The sequence below is a fragment of the Curtobacterium sp. JUb34 genome (genome assembly GCF_003755065.1).
Classification (GTDB): Bacteria; Actinomycetota; Actinomycetes; order Actinomycetales; family Microbacteriaceae; genus Curtobacterium.
In genome coordinates, this window is record NZ_RJVH01000001.1 from 454585 (window position 1) to 470780 (window position 16196).

Annotated in this window: 17 protein-coding genes; 6 read left to right on the forward strand and 11 right to left on the reverse strand. The window is 72.2% G+C overall.

From position 1 onward, the window contains the following. Positions 1 to 6: 6 nt before the first annotated feature. The 7 genes from EDF63_RS02115 to EDF63_RS02145 form a co-directional block, all read right to left on the reverse strand. A complete protein-coding gene (locus EDF63_RS02115; protein WP_123310781.1) occupies positions 7 to 564 on the reverse strand; it encodes a TetR/AcrR family transcriptional regulator in 558 nt (185 codons plus the stop codon). Between the two features lie 8 nt (positions 565 to 572). Beyond that, positions 573 to 2093, reverse strand: coding sequence for an MFS transporter (locus tag EDF63_RS02120; RefSeq protein ID WP_123310783.1), 1521 nt, complete (start codon positions 2091 to 2093; stop codon positions 573 to 575). Between the two features lie 69 nt (positions 2094 to 2162). Next, entirely contained in the window at positions 2163 to 2813 is a 651-nt protein-coding gene (locus EDF63_RS02125; RefSeq protein ID WP_185021250.1) for a DNA alkylation repair protein, read from the reverse strand. A 116-nt stretch (positions 2814 to 2929) separates the two neighbouring features. Next, entirely contained in the window at positions 2930 to 4126 is a 1197-nt protein-coding gene (locus tag EDF63_RS19025) for a peptidoglycan DD-metalloendopeptidase family protein (RefSeq protein WP_123310787.1), read from the reverse strand. 123 nt (positions 4127 to 4249) lie between these two features. After that, complete coding sequence (locus tag EDF63_RS02135; protein ID WP_111085859.1) at positions 4250 to 4726, reverse strand: SRPBCC domain-containing protein; 477 nt, start codon at positions 4724 to 4726, stop codon at positions 4250 to 4252. After that, positions 4723 to 5121, reverse strand: a complete 399-nt coding sequence (locus EDF63_RS02140) for a helix-turn-helix transcriptional regulator (protein ID WP_123310789.1) — start codon at positions 5119 to 5121, stop codon at positions 4723 to 4725. Before EDF63_RS02140 ends, EDF63_RS02135 begins: the two co-directional genes overlap by 4 nt. A gap of 78 nt (positions 5122 to 5199) precedes the next feature. Next, a complete protein-coding gene (locus tag EDF63_RS02145) occupies positions 5200 to 5955 on the reverse strand; it encodes a helix-turn-helix domain-containing protein (protein WP_123310791.1) in 756 nt (251 codons plus the stop codon). A gap of 76 nt (positions 5956 to 6031) precedes the next feature. Between EDF63_RS02145 and EDF63_RS02150 the strand changes: the two genes are divergently transcribed. Further along, entirely contained in the window at positions 6032 to 6850 is an 819-nt protein-coding gene (locus EDF63_RS02150) for a sulfite exporter TauE/SafE family protein (protein WP_123310793.1), read from the forward strand. 29 nt (positions 6851 to 6879) lie between these two features. Continuing rightward, positions 6880 to 8757, forward strand: coding sequence for a gamma-glutamyltransferase family protein (locus tag EDF63_RS02155; RefSeq protein WP_123310795.1), 1878 nt, complete (start codon positions 6880 to 6882; stop codon positions 8755 to 8757). Positions 8758 to 8874: 117 nt separating this feature from the next. Here EDF63_RS02155 and EDF63_RS02160 read toward each other — a convergent pair whose 3' ends face one another. Then, positions 8875 to 9918, reverse strand: coding sequence for an NAD(P)-dependent alcohol dehydrogenase (locus tag EDF63_RS02160; RefSeq protein WP_123310797.1), 1044 nt, complete (start codon positions 9916 to 9918; stop codon positions 8875 to 8877). A 267-nt stretch (positions 9919 to 10185) separates the two neighbouring features. Between EDF63_RS02160 and EDF63_RS02165 the strand changes: the two genes are divergently transcribed. Together EDF63_RS02165 and EDF63_RS02170 are read left to right on the forward strand one after the other, a co-directional pair. Further along, the gene (locus tag EDF63_RS02165; protein WP_111085865.1) at positions 10186 to 10626 is read left to right on the forward strand and encodes an OsmC family protein; all 441 of its coding nucleotides are present in this window, start codon (positions 10186 to 10188) and stop codon (positions 10624 to 10626) included. A gap of 113 nt (positions 10627 to 10739) precedes the next feature. Continuing rightward, positions 10740 to 12260 (forward strand): threonine/serine exporter ThrE family protein, encoded by a 1521-nt coding sequence (locus EDF63_RS02170; RefSeq protein WP_123310799.1) that lies wholly within the window; start codon positions 10740 to 10742, stop codon positions 12258 to 12260. Between the two features lie 10 nt (positions 12261 to 12270). On the opposite strand, the gene EDF63_RS02175 is transcribed toward EDF63_RS02170, so the two are convergent. Continuing rightward, positions 12271 to 12954, reverse strand: a complete 684-nt coding sequence (locus tag EDF63_RS02175) for a TetR/AcrR family transcriptional regulator (RefSeq protein WP_148061696.1) — start codon at positions 12952 to 12954, stop codon at positions 12271 to 12273. Positions 12955 to 13127: 173 nt separating this feature from the next. Here EDF63_RS02175 and EDF63_RS02180 point away from each other — a divergent pair, with 173 nt between their 5' ends. Continuing rightward, positions 13128 to 13445 (forward strand): hypothetical protein, encoded by a 318-nt coding sequence (locus EDF63_RS02180; RefSeq protein WP_148061697.1) that lies wholly within the window; start codon positions 13128 to 13130, stop codon positions 13443 to 13445. A 91-nt stretch (positions 13446 to 13536) separates the two neighbouring features. On the opposite strand, the gene EDF63_RS02185 is transcribed toward EDF63_RS02180, so the two are convergent. Further along, complete coding sequence (locus EDF63_RS02185) at positions 13537 to 14478, reverse strand: SDR family oxidoreductase (RefSeq protein WP_123310805.1); 942 nt, start codon at positions 14476 to 14478, stop codon at positions 13537 to 13539. Between the two features lie 199 nt (positions 14479 to 14677). On the opposite strand from EDF63_RS02185, the gene EDF63_RS02190 reads away from it, so the two are divergent. Then, positions 14678 to 15409, forward strand: a complete 732-nt coding sequence (locus EDF63_RS02190; protein WP_123310807.1) for a hypothetical protein — start codon at positions 14678 to 14680, stop codon at positions 15407 to 15409. Position 15410: 1 nt separating this feature from the next. Here EDF63_RS02190 and EDF63_RS02195 read toward each other — a convergent pair whose 3' ends face one another. Beyond that, entirely contained in the window at positions 15411 to 16193 is a 783-nt protein-coding gene (locus EDF63_RS02195; protein WP_123310809.1) for an endonuclease/exonuclease/phosphatase family protein, read from the reverse strand. Between the last annotated feature and the right edge of the window lie 3 nt (positions 16194 to 16196).

Here is a 16196-nt window from a genome sequence, read left to right on the forward strand (position 1 = left end):
GGGTCGTCAGGCGGGTTCTGCCAGGGCGAGCAACGCGTCGCGGGTGACCGCGAGCTCGCGTGCGTCGAGGTAGGGCGGCATGGCGGCTGCGGCCGCGAGCCCCTCGGCCGCGTGCCGGACGACCAACGTGCGGTCCTCGGGCAGGCCGTCGCGCGCGAACATCGTGCGCCAGTCCTCGGCGTCGGCCGCGACGACCGCCTCGACCCCCGGCACCGCCATCAGGCCGGTCCAGTGCGACGTCGGCGAGAAGACCTCCATCGCCCGTTCGCTGCCGCCGGACAGGGTCCGGACGTAGGCACGGAGGACCTTGCCGGGGCGGTTCTCGGCCAGGTCGACGTGTCGCAGCACCTCGTCCTTGAACGTCGCGAGACCGTGCGCCGCGACGGCGAGGAGCAGCTCGTCCTTCGACGGGAAGTGGTGGAGCAGGCCGCTCTTCGAGACGCCGGCGTCCGCGGCGATCTCGGCGACGCTCACCCGGGTACCGCGTTCGGCGAGCAGGTGCTCGGCGGCCTCGAGGACCGCCTGGCGGGTCCGCTCACGGTCGCGTGTCCCGTCAGCGCTCATGACGACCCTCAGTGCTCATGCGGTCCATCCTGCCGGTTGGGGATGACCCGGAGCGCGACCGCAGCGGCGACGGCGAGCGCGACGGCGGCGCAGATCGACGCGAGCTGCATGCCGCCGGTGAACGCTGCACGTGCGTGGTCGAGCACCGGCGATCCCGGCTGCAGCACCTGGCTCGCCGATGCCAGCGACTCCCGGACCCGGTCCGCGACCCCCGTTGCCAGGCCGTCGCCCGTCAGGTCGAGGTTCGACCGGTAGAACGCGGTCTGCAACGACCCGAGCACCGCGATGCCGAGCGCGACGCCGAGTTCGTACCCGGTCTCCGAGATGGCCGAGGCGGCACCGGCTCGCTCCCGAGGAGCCGCGGCGACGACCGCGTCGGTGGACAGGGTCATCGAGACCCCGACGCCCAGGCCGACCACCGCGAGCGCGATCGCGATGCCCCAGTACGTCGGCAGCCCCTCGGCGAACGCGAGGCCGGCCATGCCGACGGCGGCGACCGCCAGGCCGAGGCCGATCGACCGCCCGGGTCCGACCCGTCGGGACAGCAGCCCGATGATCGCGATGACCGCGATCGACGCCAGGGTCGCCGGCAGCTCGGCCGCGCCCGCGAGCAGTGGCGAGAACCCCCGCACCAGCTGCAGGTACTGCGAGAAGAAGAACAGCAGGCCGCTCAGCGCGAAGACCGACAGCGAGTTCGCGACCACTGCGCCCGAGAACGCCGGGATCCGGAACAGCTGCAGGTCGATGAGCGGCGTCGTCAGGCGCTTCTGCCGGCGGACGAACCACCAGCCCGCACCGATGCCGAGGAGCGCCGTCAGGGGCACCGTCCAGTCGAACCCGTGCCCCGCGACGTGCTTCACCGCGTACACGAGCGGCACGATCGCCAGCACCGAGAGCACGGCGGACAGCAGGTCGATCGGGGTGCGCGAACCGCCCTTGGACTCGGGCAGCAGGATCGCGCCGGCGATCACGATCACGATGATGACCGGGATGTTGATGAGGAAGACCGAGCCCCACCAGAAGTGCTCGAGCAGCGCACCGCCGACGAGCGGCCCGGCGGCGGCGCCACCCGTCGCACCCGCCGACCACACCGCGATCGCGGTGGTGCGCTGCCGGGCGTCACGGAAGATCGTGCGCACCAGCGACAGGGTCGACGGCATCAGGGTCGCGCCGGCGATGCCGAGCAGCGCCCGTGCAGCGATGAGCAGTTCGGGCGTCTGTGCGAACGCCGCCGCTGCGGATGCCAGGCCGAACGCGACCGAACCGATGAGCAGCAGGCGCTTCCGGCCGATCCGGTCGGCGACGTTGCCCATCGTGACGAGCAGTCCGGCGAGCGCGAACGAGTAGACGTCGCCGATCCAGAGCACCTGCGTCGCGGTCGGGTCCAGGTCGGCGGTGAGCGACGGCACGGCGAGGGCCAGCACGGTGCCGTCGATCGCGAGCAGCACCACCGCCAGGGTGAGGACGCCGAGCGACGCCCACTCCCGGACGGAGGCGCGGTGGATCGGGGCGGTGCTGGTTTCGGTCACCCGGAGACTTTAACCGACCACATGGTCGGTAGAGCCGACTGCACAGTTGGTTGCCAGCGTCGTTGGTGCTCAGCCCCGCAGGCGGTCGCGTGCTGCCGGCGGCAGGTGCTCGGTCGCCGTCTGGCGAGCCGCAGGCGTCAGGAACCTCGCGCTCTTCTCGAGGAACGCCACGAGCGCCGGCTCCGACGCCCGCTTGCCGGTCTCCCGCAACACCCACCCCAGCGCCGACTGCACGGTGTCGCTCCGCTCCCGCACCAGGCGTCCGGCGATCCCGAGCGGCACCTCGGCGTCGCCCTGCTTCACGAACGCCAGGGTCGACACGATCGCGATCCGCCGCACCATCGCCACGTCGGACTTCACGAGCGCGAACAGCGGGCCAGTCGAGCCGCCCACGAGCGGTGCGCCGACGAGCTCCTCGGCTGCCAGGTCGACCAGCGCCGGGTCGTCGAACCGCTCGGCCTTCGCCGCCGACAGGTACTCGTCGGTCAGCTCCGGATCGGGGTGCTCGCGCATGGCCTGCACCAGGAGCAGCACCGCGACGAGCTTCGCCCCGTCGTCCTCGCTCCACAGCAGTGCCGACCGCTCACCGTCGTCGAGCCCCTGGAACTGCCGTGCGACCCGACGCGCCGCCGCGACGCCGCCGTCGGTGCGTGCGAACGCCGCGAGCACGGCTTCCGCATCGGCCGCGCTGCCAGCCCCGGTCCCGCCGCGCGATGTCATCCGGTCAAGGGTATCCGCGCCGCCCCGCCCGCACTTCGTGAGCAGCAATGGTCGGGTGTCCGAAGGCGACCCGACCATTTCTGCTCACGAAGCTGAACGACGCCACCGGCCGCGGATCAGCGGAAGTGCATGTTCTTCAACGGGTCGACGAGCGTGCCGTTGCGCCGCGTCTCGACGTGCACGTGCGGGCCGGTCGACTGCCCGGTGTTGCCGGACTTCGCGATCTCGGTGCCGAGCTTCACGATCTGGCCCTTCTTCACCTCGATCTTGCTGAGGTGGGCGGTGAGCACCGCGGTCATGCCGTAGGTCACGACGATGTAGTTGCCGTACGAGGCGTCGTTCGCCACCGTCTTGGTCACCTCGCCGGTGCCGGAGCCGTACACCGGGGTGCCGACCGGCACGGGGGCGTCGGTGCCCTGGTGGTAGCGCGGGACGTGCCCGGCACCGCGGTCGTCGCCGTACTTGCCGGTGATCCTCGTCCCGTTGACGGGCCATGCCAGTCCGGTGACGGGCCGGCTCGACCAGACGCGGGTGTCCTTCGACCCGTAGAGCACGACGTTGCCGTCGACCTGCACGAGCAGGTTGCCGGAGCCGGCCGTGCCGGTGCGCGAGGTCCAGAGCGCGACCTTCTTGCGCGATGCGTCACGGGTCCAGATGACGAAGTTGCCCTTGGGCTGCAGCTCGGCCCAGGCGCCGGGGTGCCCGCCGGTCCGCGACTGCCAGACGACACGGCCGCTGACCTTCTGCACCAGGTTGCCGTCGGTGCGCATGTTGAGGATGCGCGTGTTCGTGGTGTCGGAGCGCAGCACGGTGCCGCCGAGCAGTGTGTTCCCCGAGGGGACCCGGTCCTGGTACGTGGTCCAGTTCACGACGACGGACCTGCCGGCGAGCAGCGCCATCGTGCCGTCCGCGCGGATCTTCAGTGCCGTCGAGTTCGCGGTGCCGGCCGAGGCCCAGCGCGCCAGGCGTTTGCCGTTCTTGGTGATGTCGAGGGCACGGTTCTTGCCGACGACGGCGATCGCGCCGGGCGAACCGGCGGTGTTCGAGGCCCAGAGCACGCGGTTGCCGATGCCGTACTCGACCAGGTTGCCGTCGCCCTGCATGATGAGCTTGAACTGACCGTTCGGCGACGTCACCTGGTCGCCCGGGTTGATCTTCGTACCGGCGGGTGCCGATCCGACCCACACCGCCGACGCTGCGGCGGGTTCAGCCGTCGCGACGAGGGCACCGGCTGCGAGGGCCAGCACCGTGAGGGCGCCGGCGAAGCGTGGGAGTCGGCGCGCACGTGCGACGGTCGACGGAGTGGTGGTCATGGATCCCCTGACTCGGAACCGACCACGCCACTGCGCGGTCGTTCGGCGCTCGCCCTGTACGAGTCACCGAACGATGTTCGCTTTTCTGCGCGGGGCGCACAACCCCTTGACAGGGGGGTGCGGCTACGGCTGCTGGAAGAACTCCTTCGGTGTCGCCAGCAGTGCTTCGAGCTTGTGGAACGACTGCGTCCAGCCGGCGATGTTCATGTCGCGCATGAACTCGGGGAAGGGTCCCTGCGTCAGGGTGACGATCGTGCCGTCGCCGTCCTCGGCGAACTCGAGCGTCAGGGACAGCGCGGTGCCGTCCTCAACTCCGGGGATGCCGTGCGCGGTCGAGGTGCCAACGATGATCCGGTTCTCCTCGATCTGCTCGAGGGTCGAGGTGACGGGCGACGACCACTCGGCGTTGTCGTTGCTGACCATCGTGAGGTTCCAGGCGCCACCGACCCGCGCGTCGACCTCGACGGTGGCGACGGGGACGTGGAAGCCGAGAGGGCCGAACCAGAGCGCGAGCAGCGCCGGGTCGACGAACGCTCGGTAGACGTCGGCGACGGGGTGGGCGAAGCGGTGGGTGGCGTGGGCGGTGAACTGTTCGGTCATGACTGCTCCTGCGGATCGACGGTGAAGGCGGAACTGGCGGGTGGGGCGGTGGACGGGCCGCCCACCGGGGCGGGCGTGCGCTGGGCGGCGAGCAGGGCCTCCAGTCGGTCGAACCGGCGGTCCCAGTCGGGACGCAACCGGCCCAGCCAGACGCCGAGCTCGTCGACGGCCTCGGGCCGGAGACGACACGTGCGCCACGTGCCGTGCCGCTCGCGCGTGATGAGGCCGGCGCGTTCGAGCACGCCGAGGTGCCGCGAGATCGCCGGGGCGCTGACGTCGAAGGGCTCGGACAGGTCGGAGACGGTCGCCTCACCCTTGCCGAGCCGTTCGACGATGCGCCGTCGGATCGGGTCGGCGAGCGCCGACAGGATGACGTCGGTGTGGTCGAGTTCCATCGTCGCCTCCTCGATGAACCAGACGGTTAATTAACCGTTGAGTTCAGTATGCGTTAGCACCGCTGGGAGCGCAAGGCCTCACCGGAACCGGGACGGCGGGGCCCCGAACGCCTTCGAGAAGGCGGCGGTGAACGCCGCGGGGGTCGCGTAGCCGAGTCGGCCCGCCACCTCCGTCACGGTGCCGCGCCGCAGGGCCGGGAGGCTCGACAACAGTCGCGCACGCACCCGCCAGCTCGCGGGACCCACCCCCGTGGCCGCACGGAAGTGGCGGTCGAGGGTGCGTTCCGAGACGGCCGCCGCACGCGCCCAGTCGGCGTTCGTCACGTGGACGTCGGGCTCGGCCAGGTACGCCCGACACAGGTCGCGCAGGACACCCCGTGGCGGCAGCGAGACGTTCAGCGGGATCGGTGCGACGCGCTGCAGCTCGTGCAGGGCGAGCCGGACGAGGGCGCCGTCCCGGCCGCCGTCGTCGTACGGCACGTCGAGCGCGTTGGCGGCGCGCAGCACCTCGCGCAGCAGGGGCCCGACCTCGACGACGGTGCACCGAGTCGGCCACCAGGGCACGGCGTCCGGCTCGACGTACAGGCTCCAGGTGCTGACGTCGAGCATCCGGACCTCGTGGGGCACCCCGGCCGGGATGAGCACGGCCCGGTCGGTCGGCACCGTCCACGAGCCGTCGTCGGTCTCGACGAGCATCACGCCGCTCGCACCGTAGAGCAGCTGCGCCCGTCGGTGCTCGTGCCGGGCGAGCAGGTGGTCCGGCGGGTAGTCGGTGCCGATCGGCAGGACGTCGAACGGCTGGTGGTCGAACTCGGAGACCGGGACGTTGCGCACACGTCGAGGCTAGGTCTCGATGGAACCTGCCGCACACCCGATCGTCCGCCGTGGTGATCACCGCTGGGATGGAGGCATGTCGTTCATCGTGCTCGTGGTCATCGGGGTCCTGGTCGGGGTCACCACCGTCCTGTTCGGGTTCGGCGGTGGATTCGTCACCGTGCCGATCATCACCGTGGCCGACGCAGCCCTCGGTGGCGACGCCGTCCGCGTGGCCACGGCGACCTCGGCCCTCGTGATGCTGGTGAACGCCGCGGTGGCCACCGTCTCGGCCCGGCGCGGCGCACTCGCACCACTCCGGGGCCGTTCGTCGCTGTTCGTCCTGCTCGGGGTCGGCGGCACGGTCGGGGTGCTCGCCGCACGAGAGGCTCCGGACGCGCTCCTGCGCTGGGGCTTCGTCGTCTACCTCGGGGTCACGGTCGCCGACCTGCTCCTGCGCCCGGGCTTCCTGCGCAGCTCGGCGACGGATCGAGCAGTCGCGACCCGCGGCGGTGGACGCGACCACGGACCGACCCGTACCGGCGTACCGACCGCCACGGGCCTCCCGATCGGTGCGGTCGCGGCGTTCCTCGGCGTCGGCGGCAGCGTGATGACGGTCCCGATGCTGCGCCGGTCCGGTGCCACCATGACGGCGGCGACCACGCTGGCGAACCCCCTCACGCTGGCGATCACGCTGCCCGCAGCCGCGGTGACCATGCTGCTGCCGGCGGTCGTCCCGCACGCCGCGGGACTCGCGGGGGCCGTCGACGTCCGGGCAGCCGTGGCCCTGCTGGTCGGCGCGATGCCGGTCATCGTGCTGCTCCGACGTCGCCCGCCGCACCTGCCCGAGGTCGTGCACGCCTGGGGGTACGTCGCGCTGCTCGTCGCAGCGGGGATCGTCGTGGCCCTGGGCTGAGCAGCGGACCCCGGGGAGAGGATGGGTGCATGCCGACGCCGAACCCCGCCTTCGTCCCGCCCACCACGCAGACCTCGCGCCCGGACCTCCAGGGCACGTTCGGCATGGCGGCCGCGACGCACTGGATCGCGACCGCCACCGCGCAGTCGGTGCTCGAGCGCGGGGGCAACGCCTTCGACGCGGCCGTCGCCGGGGCCTTCGTCCTGCACGTGGTCGAGCCGCACCTGAACGGGCCGGGCGGCGACCTGACGGCGGTGTTCGCGACGGCGTCGGACCCGACCCCGGTCGTGCTCGTCGGCCAGGGCCCGGCACCGGCGGGCGCGGCGCCCGAGCACTACCGCTCCGAGGGTCTCGACCTCGTCCCCGGCTCCGGCGCGCTCGCCGCCACCGTCCCGGGTGCCGTCGACGCGTGGCTCCTGCTGCTCCGTGACCACGGCACGTGGGAGCTCGCGGACGTCCTCGCGCCGGCGATCGGCTACGCCCGTGAGGGCCACCCGGTCGCAGCCGGGGTGGTCCGGACGATCACCGCCGTGCAGGACCTGTTCCGTGACCACTGGCCCACGTCCGCCACGCAGTGGCTGCCGGGAGGCACGGTGCCGGTCCCCGGGGACCTGGTGCGCAACGAGACGCTGGCCGCAGTGCTCGACCGGCTCGTCGACGCCGGTGACGGCTCCGGCAGTCGGACCGCGCGCATCGACGCCGCACGGAGCGAGTGGGCCGAGGGCTTCGTCGCCGAGGCGATCGACCGCTTCGTGCGGGAGCCGCACCGACACGCGTCGGGCACCGACCACGCCGGGGTCATCCGCGCGTCGGACCTGGCGGCGTTCCGGGCGTCGTACGAGCCCGCGGCGACGGCGGAGTTCCGCGGCTGCACGATCGCGAAGACCGGGCCGTGGGGCCAGGGTCCGGCGCTGCTGCAGACCCTGCGGCTGCTCGAACCGCTCGACGACGCACTGCTCGACCCGTCGACGTCGGTCGGCGCACACACCATCGTCGAGGCGCAGAAGCTCGCGCTGGCCGACCGTGAGGCGTTCTACGGCGACGGCGACGTCCCGCTCGACGTGCTGCTGTCCGACGCGTACACCGACGAGCGACGGGCGCTGATCGGCGACCGGGCCTCGGCCGTGCTGCGACCGGGCTCGGTCGCTGGCGTCGAGCACGCGCTGCCGCCGGTCCGGACGTCGTACTCCTCCGGCGACGGAGCTGGTCTCGGCGAACCCACGGTGCAGGTCGCGCGGGACGCCGACCGCGCGACGGCCACCCCCGTCGTCCCCGTCGAGGACCGCGGCGAGCCGTTCGTGGCCCCGGACGGTGCGACCCGGGGCGACACCTGCCACATCGACGTCGAGGACCGCTGGGGCAACATCGTCAGCGCGACGCCGTCCGGCGGCTGGTTGCAGTCGTCGCCGACGATCCCCGAGCTCGGGTTCTGCCTCGGCACCCGACTGCAGATGACCTGGCTGGAGCCGGGCACGGCGTCGACCCTGCGCCCCGGCGAGCGGCCCCGCACGACGCTGACGCCGACCCTGGTGCTCCGTGACGGCGTGCCCGTGGCCGCGCTCGGTTCACCCGGCGGCGACCAGCAGGACCAGTGGCAGCTGCTGTTCCTGCTGCGCTGGATCGTCGGTGGGTACACCCCGCAGCAGGCGATCGACGCCCCGGCGCTGCACACGACGTCGTTCCCGGGGTCGTTCTGGCCGCGCACGTGGGAGCCGGCCGGGCTCGTGGTCGAGGACCGACTCGGCGACGACGTCATCGCGGAACTCGAGGCTCGCGGTCACGTCGTCACCCGCGCGGGCGACTGGAGCCTCGGCCGTCTGACGTGCGTGACGCGGGACCCGGCGACGGGTGTGCTCGGCGCCGCGGCGAACCCCCGCGATTCGCAGGGCTACGCCGCCGGCCGCTGACCCGCGCTCGTTCCTTCCCAGAACACTCGCGATGGAAAGCGGAATCGGGCGTACCTGGTCAGAACTTCCGACCAGGTACGCCCGATTCGACCAGGTACGCCGCGAGACGACCCGTGGTCAGAGCGTCGGGACGACGACCGCACGGCCCGAGAGCTCGCCGGCTTCGAGCTTCCGGTACGCCTCGAGCGCGTCGGCCAGCGCGTAGCGCTCGACGTCGGGGACGATCTGCCCGGCGCGGTACATCGCGACGACCTCGTGCAGGTCCTCGATCGTGCCCCAGTAGGTGTTCGTGATCGTCGACTCGTACGGCGTCGCGAAGAAGTTCCACTCGGTGGTACCGCCGGCGATCCCGACGACGGTGAACCGGCCACCGACCGCCATCGAGGCCTGCGCGACCTTGATCGTGGGGGTGGCACCGACGAAGTCGAACGCAGCGTCGACGCCACGACCGCCGGTGATCTCGCGGATCGCGGCGGCCTGGTCCGGCCCGCCGGGCACGGTGATCGCGCCCCGGGCGGCGGCGCGGTCCATGGCGTCCTGCTTCATGTCCGTGGCGATGACCGTGGCGCCGGTGAGCGTGGTGAGGATCTGCACGGCGATCTGCCCGAGACCGCCGAGGCCGACGACGAGCGCGAAGCGGCCGCCACCCGCCAGGTTCGGCAGGGAGTTCTTGATCGCGTGGTACGGCGTGAGCGCGGCGTCGCTGAGCGGTGCGGCGGCGACCGGGTCGGCGTCGCCGAGCGGCACGAGGTTGCGGGCGGGGACGCTGACGTACTCCGCCATGCCGCCGTCCCGCCCGAGACCGATGCCCATGTACGGGTTCGTCGCGGCGTTCTCGCAGTAGGTGTCCTGCCCCTTCGAGCAGTACGAGCAGTGCCCGCAGCCGACCGGCCCGTAGACCAGGTAGGCGTCACCCTCGGTGAACCCGGTCACCCCGTCGCCGACGGCCTCGACCCAGCCGGAGTTCTCGTGCCCGAGGACGAACGACGGGGACTGCGCGCCCGGCTGCCCCTCCTGGAACTCGCGGTACACGGCGACGTCCGAGTGGCACGCACCGGCACCGGCGACCTTGAGGAGCACCTCCCCCGGGCCCGGCGTGGGCTTGGGGACGTCCGTGAGGGACGGGAAGGTCTGGTACTGCTCGAACACGACGGCGCGCATGGGTTCTCCTTGATGTGGACGGCGGGTCGACGGGGATCCGTCGGGCGTCAGGAGGGGTGCGGCGTCGCGGCGGATCGAACGATCCGGTCAGCAATCCTACACCTGTTGCCCTGTGCAACGGGTGTTGCCGGGGACACCACGTGCGCGCGGAACACCGGCGAACCCTGCGTCTTCACCGTGAGCCGGTTGCGAGAACGCGCGTTCTCCGCTTGACTCGGCTGCGACGGTCCCGCTCGGGTCCGATCCCCCCACACGAAAGGAGCGGCCATGCCCACGCGCACCGCACGCACCGCCTGGAACGGCGGTCTCAACGACGGTTCCGGTCAGGTCGAGCTCTCCAGCTCGAAGGTCGGCACCTACGACGTCTCGTTCCCGAAGCGCGCCGCTGACGAGGCCGGTGGCAGCACCAGCCCCGAGGAGCTCATCGCAGCCGCACACTCGGCCTGCTACGCCATGCAGTTCTCCGCCGTCCTCGGCGAAGCCGGCGGCACGGTCGAGGCCCTCGACGTCAAGGCCGACGTCTCGCTCGGCCCGGACTCCGCCGGCGGCTTCAAGCTCACCGGCATCGCCCTGACCGTGCACGGCGAGGTCACCGGCATCGACGAGGCGACCTTCCTGAAGGCCGCCGAGGACGCCAAGGCCACGTGCCCCGTCAGCAAGGCACTCACCGGCGTCGACATCACGCTCGACGCGACGTTCGAGCAGTAGGCGAGCGACGCAGGCGACGTCACCACGTGACGGACGGGAGGCCCGGTGCCAGCTGGTACCGGGCCTCCCGTCCGCTCTGGTCGCGTCCAGATCTCGACTGGCACCATGGCGGGATGGCCGAGCAGCACCACCCGGGCCCGCACAAGCCGGGCCGCCCACCCCGGCCACGTCGCCGCAATCTCGCGCAGCACGACCTGCGCGATGCGCGGGCCCGCCTGCGCGGGACGATCTACGAGCACGTGGAGCCCGACGCGAAGGGGCGCGACCAGTACACGGCGACGCAGATCGTCGACTTCTGCCTCGACCTGGCCGAGGTGATGCTCGCCTCCGGTGCCGACACCCGCAGCGTCGAGACCGCCGTCGTCGCGGTGTCGACGAAGTGGAACCTGGCGCCGCTCGACCTCGACTTCTCCGGCAGTTCGGTGACGATCCAGTACGCGCCGGCCGACATCCCGCCGCTCGTGAAGGTCCGGACAGTGAGTTCCGACGGCTCCGACCTGGACCGCTTGGCGCGCGCGAACCAGATCGTCGACGACCTGGTCCACGACGAGCGGGACATGACCTCGGCCGTGAGCGCCCTCGTCGCGGTGCTGCGGATGCCGCCGCGCTGGCCCACGTGGCTCGCCGACGTGGGGCTCTCGATCCTCGGGACCTCGATCGCGATGCAGGCCGGCGGCGGATGGCGAGCGGGCATCGGGGCGTTCGTGCTGATGTTCGGGATCATCCTGTCCGGGCGCTGGCTGACCGGTCGTGGCTACCCGCAGTTCTTCGTGTCCGGGGCCCAGGGGGCGGTCGCGTCCGTGATCGGCACCCTGGCGATCGGCGCGGGCGTCCTGCACCCGGCGGGGGCCGCCACCATGGTCGCCGCGCTGGTGGTGCTGCTCCTGCCGCACGTCTCGCTCGTGACCTGGGCCCAGGACGCGATCTCCGGCTTCCGGGCGATGGCGGTCGCCCGTGCGTTCTACATCGGGCTGGTCATCGCCGCGATCGTGGTGGGGGTGCCGGCGGGGATCGCGATGACGAAGTGGCTGCACCTCGAGGTCGACCCGTCCGGCATCGTCACCCAGGCGCTGCCGCTGTGGGCCTCGCTCTCGCTCACCGTGGTGTCGGCCGGGGCGAACTGCTTCGTGCAGCAGGCCAGTGCGCGGGTGATCCCCGTCGCCGTGGTGTTCTCGGTGGCCGCCGGTGCCTCGCTGTGGGGCCTGCGGCAGTTGGGGCTGCCGCTGCTCGGCGCGACGTTCCTGGCCGCCGTCCTGCTGGGCGTGCTCTCGACCTACGCGGCGGCACGGATGCGGACCGCTGTCGCGGCGATCGCGGTGCCGGCGTTCTGCGGGGCGCTGCTGCCCGGTGTCGCGGTGTCGAACGCGCTGCTGAACTTCATGTCGGGCTCGTCGAGCGCGGCCCTCGACTTCGTGGCGGCGGTCTCCGTGGCGCTCGGGATCGGCGCCGGGCTCGTGCTCGGCGGCCTGTTCGCGACACCGGGCGCGCGCCGGGCGCTCCGTCGGACCCGCCGGGTCGTCGTGCACTCGGTCCACAACGACACGACGGCGCTCCGGGTCATCCGCGACACCGGGTACGACCCCGGCGACGGCTCGGTGCCGCGCGGGTCGCGGTCGGCGTCCGACGGGCGCTGACGGGCCGGGCTCAGATGTCCCAGCTGCCGTCGTCGCCGTCGCTCCACGTCGCGTGCCGGCGTGCGGCGTGCGGTTCGTAGCGTTCCATCCAGCCGCGCTCGAGGCGGGCCACCGCACGGTCGAACGCCGCGACGAGGTCGAGGTCGGAACGGAGCAGGGCCTGCAGCTGCAGCCCCTCGTACAGCGCGATGAGCTGTTCGGCGCCGCGACGGGGTTCCATCGTGTGCGGTGCGCGACCGACCGCGATGTCGCGCTCGAGGCCGCGCTTCACCTGGGCGTAGAAGAGCTGGTACCGCGACCGCAGGTACGTCGCCATCGGGTGCTCGGGGTTGCCCGCGACGGACAGCAGCGCGACCAGCAGGCGCATGAGCGCGGGGTCCTCGGCGTTCGACGCGACGATCGCGCGCAGGAGCTCGACGGTCGAGCCGTCGCCGACCTCGCGGGTGACCTCGTCCATCCGGCCGCCGTTCCACCGGTCGACGGCGGCGAGCACCAGGCCGTCCCAGGACGGGAAGTGCTGCTCGAGCTCCTCGACGGTGATGCCCATCCGTTCAGCGACCTGCACGGCGCGTGCTTCGTGGAAGGGGACGTCGCGGAGCAGGTCGACGGTGGCCCCCACGATCGTGATCCGGAGGTGCAGGGTCGCCGCCGCGGCCGCTGCGGCCTGCGTGTCGGCGCTGGTGTGTTCGAGCATCGTGCCCTCCGTCGTTCCACGGACGTCCTGTCCGGGGTCGCCCCGACGCCGGGGCACGTCCATCCAAACGCAGAACGGGGGACAACAGAATCCCCGGTACGGGTGTCGGCACATGGGGGGACACGGGAGCGACGCCCAGCGGGTTCGCACGGATCCGTGTGACCATGCCGGGCATGACCCCGAACGACCCCACCGCACAGGGACTCGCGACGATGGCCTCGGCCGGCTTCGAGTTCGGCGGCGACCCGGAGCAGGTCGCGCACGACGTCCGCGCGATGTGGGAGCAGCTCGGCCGCCCCGCTGGCGCGTTCGACGCCGCGGCACGGGCCATCGCGGTGCTGCCGCAACGCCCCGAGGTCCCGATCGTCGACCAGGCACGCCGACGCGCGTTCGAGCACGCGATCGGCATCAACCCGGTCGAGGTCGAACTCGCCGCCGCGCTCTCCGCGCGGGAGCTCCTCGAGCGGATGGCGCGCGCCGTCACCTGCTGACCCGACCAGGCGCCGTGGACCCGACCACACGGACGACGGGAGGCGCGGTGCCCACCGGCACCGCGCCTCCCGTCAGCCCGTCGGCGACGCGTTACGGCGTCGGCATCCCGCCGTCGACGTGCAGCGTCTCGCCCACGACGTAGGACGACTCACCGCTCGCCAGGAACACGTAGGCCGGCGCGAGCTCGGCGGGCTGGCCCCAGCGGCCGAGGTAGGTCTGCTCGCCCGCGGACGGCAGCGCCTCGGGCGGCTGGCCACCGGCCGGCTGCAGCGGGGTCCAGATCGGCCCCGGCGCGACGGCGTTGACGCGGATGCCCTTCGGCGCGAGCTGCGCCGCCAGGCCCTTCGCCAGGTTGTTCACGGTCGCCTTCGTGGCCGCGTAGTGCACCAGGTGCGGCGACGGCGCGTAGGCCTGGATCGACGTCGTGTTGATGATCGCGGAGCCCGGCTGCAGGTGCGGCACGGCGGCCTTCGTGATCCGGAAGGTCGCGTAGGCGTTCGTCTTGAAGGTCTCGTCGAATTCTTCGTCGGAGATCTTCGTGATGTCGTCGACGTTCTGCTGCTTGCCCGCGTTGTTCACGAGGATGTCGATCCCGCCGAGCTGCGCCACGGTGTCGGCGACGATCTGCTCGCACACCGCGAGGGACGTGATGTCGCCGGGCAGCGCGACCGCCTTGCGACCGGCGGCCTCGATGAGCGCGACGATGCGGTCGGCGTCCTCCTGCTCCTCGGGCAGGTACGAGATCGCGACGTCGGCGCCCTCGCGTGCGTAGGCGATGGCGACTGCTGCGCCGATGCCGGAGTCGCCACCGGTGACGAGTGCCTTGCGGCCCGCGAGTCGGCCAGAGCCGCGGTAGGTGTCCTCGCCGTGGTCGGCGGGGACGTTCTCCGCCATCTCGGCGTCGGTGCCCGCACCCTCGAGGTACTGCTCGTCCGGCTTCTTGTCGGCGTACATCTTCGTCGGGTCCTGCATGGAGTACTGGTCGAGCGCTGCCTGGTCGAGCCCTGCCTGGTCGTTCTGCTGGTCCGTCATGCCGCCGACGGTACGCAGGGGCGCACCACGGGCCGTCCAGGAGGCTGTCCCCCGGGCGCGCGGACCGGCTGACGTCCGCCGGCCCCACCGGTCCAGGGCCGCACCTGCGTCTTCCTCGATTGTCACGGTCCGGTGACGGCCAGGACCCGATTCGGTAACACCTGTCGTTCTGGACGGGTCGGGGTCGTACCGTCGAACGGTGACTCCTCGGACCCTGCTGGCGCTCGGCGCTGCCGTGCTCGCCTTCTCGGCCGGCGCGCTCGCGTTCGACGGCACCCCCGGGATCGGTGCCGACGCGGCCGTGGCTGCCGAGACCTCACACGACGCCGCCCCGGTGCACGTGTCGAACGCGAAGCTCCGTCGGGTCGACTCGATCGAGCTCGACGCCGAGTCCCTGGTGCTCCGCAACGGCGGGAAGACCGTCGTCGAGTCGTCGATGCGCGACTCCCGGTTGACCGTGAGCCTGCTCGACCGTCTGCTCGGCACCCCGACTCGCACGCAGACCGCTGAAGGCGTCGGCGGCGCGTGCTTCCCGGCCGGCACCACGTCCACGTGGGGCGGTGCGATCCGGGTCGCGGCCCTCACCACCGAGGCGCGAGCGGGCAACGCCGTCGAGATCCGCGTCCTGCGCGACGAGGTCCGCAGCCGACTCGGTGCACGGATCGAGCTGACCGGCCCCGACGGCGTGCAGGTCGGCGACGACATCGCCGACGAGATCGCCGACGCTCCCCGCTCCGAGCGGGTGTCCTACGGTTCGGACGACTCCCGCGCGTGGCAGCTGCTGCTGCGCGAGGGCTGGGCCGACGACACCTCCGGCGACGACCACCCGAACGACTCCGCCGGCACCAACGGTGTCTCGGCGCTGACGGACGAGACCACGGTCACGGTGCTCGGATCCCCGATGCCCGTGCACGCGCAGCGGAGCTGCTGACTCACACGCGGATCGTCGCGATCACCGGGAAGTGATCGCTGGCGAACCACGTCTCCGGACCGTCGTGGTCGATGACGACACGATCGACGCCGGAGACGCCGCGGGTCAGCACCCAGTCGATGCGCTCCGCGGTGTCGACCGGTGGCTGCCAGTCGTTGAACGTCGCGGTCCGGTCCTCCGGGTCACCGGCGAGCAGCCAGGTGTCGTCGAACCCGGCCTCGGCGAAGACGCGTGACGCGGCGCCGGCGCCGGCCGGCTCGTTGCAGTCACCGGCGAAGACGACGGGACCGGTCTCCCGCGCGAGCCGTTCGACGATCAGCGCCGCGCTCTTGCCGCGCACCTCGTCACCGTGCTCACCCGGCTCGTGGTCCAGGTGCGTGGTGAGCACCGTGACGGCCGGGCCGTCGGTGTCCAGGAACACGGCGTGGTTCGCGATCCGTGGGTACAGGCTGTCCCACGTGTTCGAGACCGGTTCGTCCGGGGTGTCCGACAGCCAGAACGAGCCCTCGTCGGTCGGCCGGAACCGGTCGCGTCGGTAGAACACCGCCGGGTGCTCGCCAGCGGTGCCGCCCTCGCGGCCCTGTCCGACGTCCGCGTGGTCCGGCAGGCCGGCGCGCAGGTCGTCGAGCTGGTGCGCGAAGGCCTCCTGCACGCAGACCAGGTCGGGGTCGTGCCGTCGGATGATGTCGAGGAGGACGGGGAGCCGGGCCGGCCAGTCGTGCTCCGGGTCCGGGTTCTTGATGTTGTAGGTCATCAGGACGATCGGACGCGCTGCGCTGCTCACCCC

Excerpts from the sequence above, each read along its gene's own strand:
- EDF63_RS02115 (WP_123310781.1), bottom strand. The coding sequence starts at position 564 with ATGAGCGCTGACGGGACACGCGACCGTGAGCGGACCCGCCAGGCGGTC.
- EDF63_RS02125 (WP_185021250.1), bottom strand. The coding sequence starts at position 2,813 with ATGACATCGCGCGGCGGGACCGGGGCTGGCAGCGCGGCCGATGCGGAA.
- EDF63_RS19025 (WP_123310787.1), bottom strand. The coding sequence starts at position 4,126 with ATGACCACCACTCCGTCGACCGTCGCACGTGCGCGCCGACTCCCACGC.
- EDF63_RS02135 (WP_111085859.1), bottom strand. The coding sequence starts at position 4,726 with ATGACCGAACAGTTCACCGCCCACGCCACCCACCGCTTCGCCCACCCC.
- EDF63_RS02140 (WP_123310789.1), bottom strand. The coding sequence starts at position 5,121 with ATGGAACTCGACCACACCGACGTCATCCTGTCGGCGCTCGCCGACCCG.
- EDF63_RS02150 (WP_123310793.1), top strand. The coding sequence starts at position 6,032 with ATGTCGTTCATCGTGCTCGTGGTCATCGGGGTCCTGGTCGGGGTCACC.
- EDF63_RS02155 (WP_123310795.1), top strand. The coding sequence starts at position 6,880 with ATGCCGACGCCGAACCCCGCCTTCGTCCCGCCCACCACGCAGACCTCG.
- EDF63_RS02160 (WP_123310797.1), bottom strand. The coding sequence starts at position 9,918 with ATGCGCGCCGTCGTGTTCGAGCAGTACCAGACCTTCCCGTCCCTCACG.
- EDF63_RS02165 (WP_111085865.1), top strand. The coding sequence starts at position 10,186 with ATGCCCACGCGCACCGCACGCACCGCCTGGAACGGCGGTCTCAACGAC.
- EDF63_RS02170 (WP_123310799.1), top strand. The coding sequence starts at position 10,740 with ATGGCCGAGCAGCACCACCCGGGCCCGCACAAGCCGGGCCGCCCACCC.
- EDF63_RS02175 (WP_148061696.1), bottom strand. The coding sequence starts at position 12,954 with ATGCTCGAACACACCAGCGCCGACACGCAGGCCGCAGCGGCCGCGGCG.
- EDF63_RS02180 (WP_148061697.1), top strand. The coding sequence starts at position 13,128 with ATGACCCCGAACGACCCCACCGCACAGGGACTCGCGACGATGGCCTCG.
- EDF63_RS02185 (WP_123310805.1), bottom strand. The coding sequence starts at position 14,478 with ATGACGGACCAGCAGAACGACCAGGCAGGGCTCGACCAGGCAGCGCTC.